Origin of the sequence: Micromonospora sp. KC721 (assembly GCF_004348355.1) — a bacterium.
Taxonomy (GTDB): domain Bacteria; phylum Actinomycetota; class Actinomycetes; order Mycobacteriales; family Micromonosporaceae; genus Micromonospora.
Genome location: NZ_SMJY01000206.1, coordinates 1 through 10341, shown reverse-complemented (window position 1 = coordinate 10341; position 10341 = coordinate 1). Strand labels below are relative to the sequence as shown.

The following is a 10341-nucleotide window of genomic DNA, read 5'->3' as shown; positions in this document are numbered from 1 at the left end:
GGTGAGCAGCGGTGAGAGTGGCAACTGTCGCCGTCGCGGTTGATCCGGGTTCGGCGGCGTCCGTGCGAGACTAGGTAACCATGAGCGACCCACGGATGACCTCGTCGATCTTCACCCGCGGCGCGGTCGACCTCAGCGCACTGCGCAGCACCCCACCGGCCACCGCCCGTCCCGCCACACCGGCGCAGGCCGGTCCGCCCACCGGCCTGCCGGGCGGCCCCGCCGGCCCGAACGGCGCCGCCGTGAGCGTCGTCGACGTGACCGAGGCGACCTTCCAGTCGGAGGTCCTGGAGCGCTCGCTCAACACACCGGTGGTCGTCGACTTCTGGGCCGAGTGGTGCGAGCCCTGCAAGCAGCTCTCCCCGGTGCTGGAGCGGCTGGCCGCCGAGGGCGGCGGAACCTGGGTGCTGGCCAAGGTCGATGTGGACGCCAACCCCCGCATCGCCCAGATGTTCCGGGTGCAGGGCATCCCCATGGTGTACGCGGTGGTCGGCGGCCAGCCCATCGACGCGTTCTCCGGCGTCGTGCCGGAGGCCCAGCTCCGCCAGTGGATCCAGGCGATCCTCAAGGCCGGTGGCGTCACCGTCGCCGAGCCGGAGGACCCTCGGCTCGACGAGGCGGACGACGCGCTGATGAGCGGCGACCTGGACGCCGCCGAGCGGGCGTACCGGAAGATTCTGGCCGAGTCACCGGCGGACGCCGCGGCCGAGGCGGGCCTGGCCCAGGTCGGCCTGGCCCGCCGGGTGGCCGGGGCCGACCCGCAGGCCGCGCTCGCCGCCGCCGCGCAGGCACCTGACGATGTCGACGCCCAACTGCTGGCCGCCGACATCGAGGTGCTGGGCGGTCTGGCCGAGCAGGCGTACGCCCGGTTGGTCGGCCTGGTCCGGCGGACCGCCGGCGACGACCGGGAGAAGGTACGCCAACACCTGGTCTCGCTGTTCACCGTCGCCGGCCCGGACGACCCGGCTGTGGCCTCGGCCCGGCGAGCCCTGGCCAGCGCGCTGTTCTGAGGTCCCGCCCGCCGGGGCGAGTTCCTGACCCACGAGTCCGAGTTTCTAGCACGCCAGCGCGGGCCGGCGTACCGGCCGGCCCGCCCGACCGTTGAGGACGGGAGCCATGATGCGCCGGATCGCCGTCCTCGACGCGCCGACTAACCTGGGGTTGCGCCCACCCACGTCCACCTCGGTGCCCGGTTGCGCCAAGGCCCCCGGCGCGCTGCGCGACCACGATCTGATCGCCCGGCTGCGGGCCCGCGACGCCGGCTGCCTCACCCCACCCCGGTACGACCCCGGCGACTGGCGTCCCGGCGACGGCGTCTGCCACGCCCGACAGATCTCCGCGTACTCGGTGGCGCTCGCCGACCGGATCGGGGCGATCATCGACCGGGGCGAGTTCCCGCTGGTACTGGGGGGCGACTGCTCGGTGCTGCTCGGTTCGGCGCTGGCCATGCACCGGCTCGGGGAGGCGGTTGGTGGGCGGATCGGGCTGGTCTTCGTCGACGGGCACTCCGACTTCCGGCACCCCGGCAACGCCTCCTACGTGGGCGCGGCGGCGGGCGAGGACCTCGCCCTGGTGACCGGGCGCGGGCAGGCCGACCTGGCCGCCATCGAGGGGCGCCGGCCGTACTTCCGCGACATCGACGTGGTGGTGCTCGGCATCCGGGCCCAGGACGAGTACCGTCTCGACCTCCAGGCTGCCGGGATCATCAACCGTCCGGTGCCGGCGCTGCGCGCCGCGGGTGCCGCGCGGACGGCACAGTGGGCGCACGAGCAACTGGAGGACTGCGTCGGGTACTGGGTGCACATCGACGTGGACGTGCTCGACCCGGCGGTGATGCCGGCGGTCGACGCGCCCGACCCGGGCGGGATCGCCTTCGCCGAACTGGAGATCCTCCTCGCCGGGCTGGTGGACACCCCACACTGTCTCGGCGTCGAGCTGACCGTCTTCGACCCCGACTACGACCCGGACGGCACGTACGCCGCCGAGATCGTGAACACCGTCGTGGCCGGGCTGGCCCCGGTCTGCGCGCCCGAGTCGGCGCCACCTCGGTTGCTGGCCCCACCACCGCAGCGGGTGCGCGACACCGACCGCCCGGGGCCCCGCGAGGCCCTGCCGGGTCGGCCGGACGGCACGAACACGCTGCTGGGCCTACGACCACCCGCCGATTCGGCCGGTGCCGCGGCGGGGGGCCCGGCCGGTCGTACGGCGGCGGTGGACGGTGCCATCCCGTCGGGGCCGGCGCCGCTCGTCGAACCCGTCGGCCCGATGCCGGTGCCGCCGGTCGAACCCGTGGGGCCGCCCGCGTCCGCCGGGCCGGGCCTGCTCCGCCGGCTGCCCACGCCGGGCGAGGACCTCCCCCTGGCCGACGGTCCGCCACCCGCGATCGCCTGAACGCGCCGCGCGGCCCTCGGTCGTTACGCGGTTAGGGTCAGGGCAGGGCGCGGAGGAACCGTTCGGCGATCGGGACCGCGCTCGACGTGCTCGACCCACCCTGCTCGACGAAGACCGCGAACGCCACGTCACCCCGCCACCCGACGAACCAGGCGTGCGTGTGCGACGGGTCGTTGTCGTACTCGGCGGTGCCGGTCTTGCCGTGCACCGGGGCACCGGGCACGTCCGCGAGGGCCCGGGCCGTGCCGGCCGTGACCACCTCGCGCATCATCGCCCGCAACGGCTCGACCGACTCGGCTTTCAGTTGCGGTCCGGGCTCGGCCGGCTTCGCGGGCGCGGGGTCGGTCACCAGCTTCGGCTGCTCGAACCGGCCCCGGGCCACCGCGGCGGTGGCGCCGGCCATGGCCAGTGGGCTGACCAGCGTGGTGCCCTGGCCGATCGCGGCGGCGGCCTGTTCGGTGGGGCCGCCGTCGGCGGAGATCCGGCCGGTGAAGACGTCCATCCCGAGGTCCCACTGCCCCTCCAGGCCCACAGTGCGGCCGGCGCCGGCGAGCCCGTCGGGGCCCAGCTTCGGCGCGAGCGCGGTGAAGGCGGTGTTGCAGGACTTCGCGAAGTCCGTCCGGAACGGCACCGGGCCGAGGGCGAAGTCGTCGGAGTTCTTGAAGGAGCGGCCGTCGACCACGAACGTCTTCGGACAGTCCACCGTGGTGCCGGCGGTGACCGCGCCCTTGTCCAGCAGGCCGAGGGCGCTGACCATCTTGAAGGTGGAGCCGGGCGGCACCTGGGCGGTGAAGGCCAGGTTCTCGCCGGCCGCACCGGGGCCGTTGGCGGCGGCGAGCACCGCACCGTCACTGACCCGGACGGCGACCAGCGCGGAACGGCGCTTCTCGCCGCGCAGCGCGCCGTCGGCGGCGTTCTGGGTGGCGACGTCGAGAGTCGTGCGCAGCGGCTGCCCCGCGGTCGGCTCGTGCCGGTACACCTCGACCCCGGGCAGCGGGCGGCCGTCCGCCCCGTTGCGGGCGATCAGCACCGCGACCCCCGGCACGCCGCGCAGCCGGTCGTCGTACCGGCCCTGGAGGCCGCCGTGGCCGACCTGGTCGCCCTGGGCGTACTTTCCGGGGTGCCGGGCGAGGTCGTCGGCCTGCGCCTCGTCCACCGAACCGAGCAGCGCCCGGGCGAACTCCCGGGTGGGGGCGAGGTCCCGTTGCTCGGTGGCGAACTTCGTGCCGGGTAGGTCGTAGATGCGCGACTTGATCTGCCGGTACGCCTCGTGGCGCAACGTGACCACCTCGACGAAGGCGTCCGGCTCCGCGGCGCTGAGCCGGCGGGGCAGGTCGGAGACGTCGACCGGCGGGGTGATCGGCGGCCGGACCGCCCGGAACGCGGCATCGAGCCGTTTCGCCAGGGCGGTAGGGTCGTCCACCTCGCCGGGCTGCACCCCGATCCGGACCACCGGGCGGGGCGCCACGATCGGCTGCCCGGCCGCGTCGAGGACGGCGGCGCGGGTGGGGCGCTCCCGGCGCAGGGTCAACCGGTCGCCCTTCTCGACCTGCTCGTGGACGATCTGCGGCTCCCAGATCAGCTGCCACTGGTCGCCCTTGCCCTGACGCAGCCGCAGCGGGCGGTCGTACGCCCAGGTGGCTCCGCCCGGCAGCGACCATTCCACCCGGATCGGCACCGTGGCGATGTCCTTGGTGACCGTGGCCTCGCCGGTGCGGCGCAGCGTGGGCGGGGTGGCCGCCAGCTCCCCGGAGAGCGCCTTGAGCTCTTCGGCCACCTGATCGGCGGGCAGCCGGGTGCCGGTCGGGTCGCGGAAGCCGACCGCGTCGAGGTCGCCCGAGCGCCACCCGGCCAGGAACGCATCCACGTCGCGCTCCGGCCCGCCACCGTCGGAACACCCGACGAGCACGCCGGCGGCCAGCACGGTGGCGGCCAGCGTCGCGAACCTCCGGCGGGCCGGAGTGCGGAACCGGTGGTACGGGTACGACAGGCTCATGAGCCTTACACCTCCGTGGTCTCGACGCCGCCCCGCAGGCTAGTACGGGCCGACTTCCCGTACCGACCGGCATGCCGGCACGCTGCGTGAAGACGATCCGACGCAGGTGTGATGAACATCGCCAGTCGGGGTACTCGGCGACCGGCCGACCACGGATCTGCAACAGGCGAAAGGACGACAGTCCCGAACCGGACGTCCGGCCGGTGGTCCGCCGACGTACGGGCCGAAGGGCAGGCCCTAGGCTGGGCGGCAGAGTGACCCACAACGCGGTGGGTCGAGGGGAGTGGCACCGATGGACCGGCGTCCGGCGATCAAACCGGGACCCGACCTCCGGCAGGCTGATACCGGCCGGGACGACAGCTTCGATTCGGCGACCGACGGGGACGGCTTCGGCCGACTCGACACAGGAGTGACCGGCTTGGCCGGTTCGAGATCCGACGCCCGTTATGACCTGAGCCTGCCGACCGAGGTGCTTGGCGCGGACGGGGAGGACGGCGAACTCGACGAGCCGGTGCCCAACGCGGAACGCCTGGTGGCGCAGGCAGTGGCGTTGGCCGGTGACGACCAGGACGCCGCGACCCTGGTGAGCCGGTTCTGGCGGTTCGCCCCGGACGAGGAGCTGATCGGGTTCACGGCCGAGGAGATGCTGACGGCCGCCCGGGCACACCGGGAGCTGGCCCAGCAGCGGGTGCCCGGCGAGTTGAAGCTGCGTATCCACTCACCCGACGCCGAGCAGCACCACACGGTCATCGAGATCGTCACCGACGACATGCCGTTCCTGGTCGACTCGGTGACGGCGCTGCTGAACTCGCATCACCTGGACGTGCACCTGTTGGTGCACCCGCTGGTCGTGGTCCGTCGCGAGCCGCTGGGCCGGCTGACCGAGGTCTGCGCCGACGTCGAGCCGGACGACGCGATCGCCGGCGACCTGGTGGAGAGCTGGATGCGGATCGAGACCGACCCGGTCCGCGACCCGGAGGAGCGGGAGAAGCTCCGCCGCGAACTACAACGGGTGCTCACCGACGTACGCGAGGCCGTCGAGGACTGGCCGAAGATGCGCCAGCGGGCGCTGGCCCTGGCCGACGAGTTGGCCGCCGCGCGGACCTCGGACAACCGCCCGCCGGTGCCGGAGAAGGACATCACCGACTCGGTGGAGTTGCTGCGCTGGTTGGCCCACGACCACTTCACCTTCCTCGGCTATCGGGAGTACCGGTTGGTGGACCGCGCCGACGGCCGCGGCCCGGCGCTGGAGGCGGTACTCGGCACCGGCCTGGGCATCCTGCGGTCGGACTCCCCGGAGGCCCGGTCGTTGTCCTCGATGAACCCGGAGGCGCACGAGAAGGTGCTGGAGAAGCGCCTGCTGATCATCACGAAGGCGAACTCGCGGGCCACCGTGCACCGCTCGGCGTATCTGGACTACATCGGCTTCAAGATCTTCGACGAGACCGGGTCGGTGGTCGGCGAGCGACGCTTCCTGGGCCTGTTCTCCACCGCCGCGTACCGGACCAGCGTGCAGGAGCTGCCGGTGGTCCGGCGCAAGGTCGCCGAGGTGCTGGACCGCTCCGGGCTGAGCCTGCGCAGCCACTCCGGCAAGGACCTGCTGCAGATTTTGGAGACGTACCCGCGCGACGAGCTGTTCCAGATCAAGACCGACGACCTGTACCACGCGGTGACCGGCGTGCTGCGCATGGCCGGCCGCCGGCAACTGCGCGTCTTCTTGCGCCGGGACGCCTACGGGCGGTTCATCTCCTGCCTGATCTACCTGCCCCGGGACCGCTTCACCACCCAGAACCGGCTGCGCATGCAGGACATCCTGCTGCGCGAGCTGAACGGCGTCGGGGTCGACTACACCACCCGGGTCACCGAGTCGATGCTGGCCCGGGTCCACTTCATCGTCCGGACCGACCCGACCAACCCGCCCGGCGACATCGACGCCGACCTGCTCGCCGAGGAGCTGGCCGACGCGACCCGGCTGTGGGACGACGACTACCGGCTGGTGCTGGAGCGCAAGCTCGGCGACGAGCAGGCCAAACACCTGTTCGCGCGGTACGCTGACGCCTTCCCGGAGGGCTACAAGGACGGGCACACCCCGTACGAGGCGATGAAGGACCTCGCCAAGCTGGAGCTGCTGGAGGAGCCCGGCCAGCTGGAGATGCACCTGTTCCGCAAGCAGTTCCCGCCACGGACAGGTGGCGGCCGGGGCGTGGACGTCGACGACACCATGGACGTCCGGTTCAAGGTCTACCGGTACGGCGAACCGATGATGCTCTCCGCCGTGCTCCCGGTGCTGCACTCGCTCGGCGTCAAGGTGGTCGACGAGCATCCGTACGAGGTGGACCGGATCGACGGTCGGGTCTTCCTGTACGACTTCGGTCTGCGGCTGCCCGAGGGGCACCAGGAGCTGGCCGAGGTCCGCCCGCACGTGGAGAACGCCTTCGCCGCCGCCTGGCGGGGCGAGGCCGAGGTGGACGGCTTCAACGAGCTGGTGCTGCGTGCCGGTCTCACCTGGCGGCAGGTGGTGGTGCTGCGGGCGTACGCGAAGTACCTGCGCCAGGCCGGCACGGTCTTCTCACAGGAGTACATGGAGCAGACCTTCATCGCGTACCCGCGGATCGCGGCGCTGCTGGTGGAACTCTTCGAGGTGCGGTTCGCCCCGGGCGCGGCGACCGCCGAGCAGCGCCGGGAGCGCAGCGGCGAACTCGTCGCCGCGATCGGCGAGGCGCTGGACGAGGTGGCCAGCCTGGACCAGGATCGGATCCTGCGGTCGTATCTGACCCTGATCCAGGCCACCCTGCGGACCAGCTTCTACCAGAAGCGCGTCGACGGGCGGCCGAAGTCGTACGTCGCGTTCAAGCTGGACCCGCAGGCGATCCCGGAGCTGCCGGCGCCACGGCCGAGGTTCGAGATCTTCGTCTACTCACCCCGCTTCGAGGGGGTGCACCTGCGGTTCGGGCCGGTCGCTCGGGGCGGCCTGCGCTGGTCCGACCGGCGGGAGGACTTCCGCACCGAGGTGCTCGGCCTGGTCAAGGCGCAGATGGTGAAGAACGCCGTGATTGTGCCGGTGGGCGCGAAGGGCGGCTTCGTGCTCAAGCGGAAGCCGGGGGACCGGGACGAGGCGGTCGCCTGCTACCAGGAGTTCGTCGGCGCGATGCTCGACGTCACCGACAACATCGTCGCCGGGGAGATCGTGCCCCCCACCGACGTGGTCCGGCACGACGGCGACGACCCGTACCTGGTGGTGGCGGCCGACAAGGGCACGGCGACGTTCTCCGACATCGCCAACGAGATCTCCGCGGCGCACCGGTTCTGGCTCGGCGACGCGTTCGCCTCCGGCGGATCCGCCGGGTACGACCACAAGAAGATGGGCATCACCGCCCGGGGCGCCTGGGAGTCGGTCAAGCGGCACTTCCGGGAGCTGGGCCACGACACCCAGACCCAGGACTTCACCGTGGTCGGCGTCGGCGACATGTCCGGCGACGTGTTCGGCAACGGGATGCTGCTGTCGCGGCACATCCGGCTGGTGGCCGCCTTCGACCATCGGCACATCTTCCTGGACCCGGATCCGGACGCCGCGACCTCGTGGCAGGAGCGTAAGCGACTGTTCGACCTGCCCCGGTCGTCCTGGGAGGACTACGACCCGAAGCTGATCTCCGCCGGCGGCGGGGTGTACCCGCGTACCGCCAAGTCGGTGCCGATCTCGCCGCAGGTCCGCACGGTGCTCGGCCTCGACGACGACGTGACGCGGCTGTCGCCGCAGGAGTTGATGAGGGCGATTCTCACCGCGCCGGTCGACCTGTTCTTCAACGGCGGCATCGGCACCTACGTGAAGGCTTCCAGCCAGACCAACGCGGAGGTGGGTGACAAGTCCAACGACGCGATCCGGGTGGACGGCAGGAGCCTGCGCTGCCGGGTGGTCGGTGAGGGCGGCAACCTGGGCTGCACCCAGCTCGGCCGGATCGAGTACGCCCTGGCCGGCGGCCGGCTCTACACCGACTTCATCGACAACGCGGCGGGAGTGGACTGCTCCGACCACGAGGTGAACATCAAGATCCTGCTCAACACGGCGGTCGCCGACGGGGTGCTCGACATCGCCGAGCGGGACCAGCTGCTCGCCGAGATGACCGACGAGGTCGCCGAGCTGGTGCTGCGGGACAACTACGACCAGGCGCGGGCGATCAACAACGCCCAGGCCCAGGCGACGTCCCTGCTCCCGGTGCACCGTCGGATGATCAACGAGCTGGAGCGGGCCGGCCAGCTCGACCGGGCGTTGGAGGCGTTGCCGCCGGACGAGGAACTGGCGGTCCGCGCCGAGTCCGGGCTGACCGCGCCGGAGTTCGCGGTGCTGCTCGCGTACGTCAAGATCGTTTTGGAGCGGGAGATCCTGGCCGACGGGCTCGCGGACGAGGAGTGGACGACCGACGTCCTGGTCAACTACTTCCCCACGCCGATGCGCCAGCGGTTCGCCGACCGGATGGCCCGGCACCGGCTACGCCGGGACATCGTCACCACGGTGCTGGTCAACGAGGCGATCAACCGGGGCGGCATCTCGTTCGTCTTCCGGGTGGTGGAGGAGACGGCCGCCTCGCCGGCCGACGTGATCCGGGCGTACGTGGTGGTGCGCGAGGTGTTCGGGCTGCGCGAGCTGTGGGACGCGGTCGAGGCACTGGACAACAAGGTCTCCCCGGAGGTGCAGACCAACGTCTACCTGGACACCCGGCGACTGCTCGACCGTGCGGTGCGCTGGCTGGTCACCAACCGGCGTTCGCCGATCGACGTGCCGGCGGAGATCGACCGGCTGCGGTCCGGGGTGGCCCGGCTCCTGCCCGACCTGGAGACCCGTTTCCACGGCCGGGAACGCGAGTCGCTGGCCGCGCACATCGACGAGATGACCGCACGAGGGCTGCCCCGACAACTGGCTGAGCAGGCCACCCGGCTGATGTACAGCTTCGGCCTGCTGGACGTGGTGGAGACCGCAGCCGCGAGCGGACGGGACGTCGACGAGGTCGCCTCGGTCTACTTCGTCCTGTCCGACCTGTTCCGGGTGGACTCCCTGCTGTCCAAGATCTCCCTGCTGCCCCGGGAGGACCGCTGGCAGACGCTGGCCCGGATGGCGCTGCGCTACGACCTGTACGCCGCGCTGGCCGCGCTCACCGCCGAGGTGCTCGACTCCACCCCGGACCGCCTGCCGGCGCAGGACCGGGTACGCGAGTGGGAGCAGTCGAACGCCACCTCCATCCACCGCGCTCGCCGGGCGATGGGGGAGTTCGACGAGTCGCGGGCCGACCTGGCCGCCCTCTCGGTGCTGCTGCGCCAGATCCGCACCCTGGTGCGGACCTCCGCCGCGGCCTGAGGCGTCCGTCGACGTGCCTCCGGTGCTCGCGCCCGGAGGCACGCCGTGCGGGCGTCAGGAGGTCATCCTCGCGAAGACGATGACGTTGTCGGTGTAGCCCCCGGCAGCCTTGTCGAACACCCCGCCGCAGGTCACCACCCGCAGCGCCGGGACGTCACCCGGCCCGTAGACCAGCTCGCTGGGGAACGTGTCCTTCGGGTACGACCGGACCTCGTCCACGGTGAAGGTGGCGCGCGTGCCGTCGGCCCGGGACACCGTGATGGTGTCGCCCTTCGTCAGCGAGCCGAGCGAGAAGAACACGGCCGGGCCGAGCTTCGCCGAGTCGACGTGCCCGACGATCACCGCGTTGCCGGCCTCGCCGGGGCTGACGCCGGGGGAGTACCAGCCGGCGCGCTGCGCCTGCTCCAGCGGAGGGACCTGGACGGTGCCGTCCGGGTTGGTGCCGAGTGTCATGACCTCGGCCTCGACCCCGATGCGGGGGATCGAGATGGCGGTGGGGGTGGAGCGGGGCAGCGGTGGTGCCCCGACCGTCTCGTCGGTGTCGGCTCGTCCGCCCGACAGGCGGGCGGCGGTGTCCGGGTCGGCCTGCCACGCCGGGGTCGTA

General features: G+C 72.2%; 5 protein-coding genes. 3 read left to right on the top strand and 2 right to left on the bottom strand.

Annotated elements, in window-relative coordinates:
• The first annotated feature begins 80 nt into the window (after positions 1–80).
• Both E1182_RS25765 and E1182_RS25760 read left to right on the top strand, forming a co-directional pair.
• Complete coding sequence (locus tag E1182_RS25765) at positions 81–1010, top strand: tetratricopeptide repeat protein (RefSeq protein WP_132269954.1); 930 nt, start codon at positions 81–83, stop codon at positions 1008–1010.
• A 106-nt stretch (positions 1011–1116) separates the two neighbouring features.
• On the top strand, positions 1117–2391 hold the full coding sequence (locus tag E1182_RS25760) for an arginase family protein (protein ID WP_132269952.1): 1275 nt from the start codon (positions 1117–1119) through the stop codon (positions 2389–2391).
• Positions 2392–2428: 37 nt separating this feature from the next.
• Here E1182_RS25760 and E1182_RS25755 read toward each other — a convergent pair whose 3' ends face one another.
• Positions 2429–4387: a penicillin-binding transpeptidase domain-containing protein gene (locus E1182_RS25755; RefSeq protein WP_132269949.1), complete on the bottom strand. Its 1959-nt coding sequence runs from the start codon at positions 4385–4387 to the stop codon at positions 2429–2431.
• A gap of 292 nt (positions 4388–4679) precedes the next feature.
• Between E1182_RS25755 and E1182_RS25750 the strand changes: the two genes are divergently transcribed.
• Positions 4680–9737, top strand: a complete 5058-nt coding sequence (locus E1182_RS25750; protein WP_132269947.1) for an NAD-glutamate dehydrogenase — start codon at positions 4680–4682, stop codon at positions 9735–9737.
• 54 nt (positions 9738–9791) lie between these two features.
• On the opposite strand, the gene E1182_RS25745 is transcribed toward E1182_RS25750, so the two are convergent.
• Positions 9792–10341, bottom strand: a 550-nt coding sequence (locus E1182_RS25745; protein ID WP_132269945.1) for a class F sortase, incomplete at its 5' end; no start/stop codon positions are given.

Excerpts from the sequence above, each read along its gene's own strand:
- E1182_RS25755 (WP_132269949.1), bottom strand. The coding sequence starts at position 4,387 with ATGAGCCTGTCGTACCCGTACCACCGGTTCCGCACTCCGGCCCGCCGG.
- E1182_RS25750 (WP_132269947.1), top strand. The coding sequence starts at position 4,680 with ATGGACCGGCGTCCGGCGATCAAACCGGGACCCGACCTCCGGCAGGCT.
- E1182_RS25765 (WP_132269954.1), top strand. The coding sequence starts at position 81 with ATGAGCGACCCACGGATGACCTCGTCGATCTTCACCCGCGGCGCGGTC.
- E1182_RS25760 (WP_132269952.1), top strand. The coding sequence starts at position 1,117 with ATGATGCGCCGGATCGCCGTCCTCGACGCGCCGACTAACCTGGGGTTG.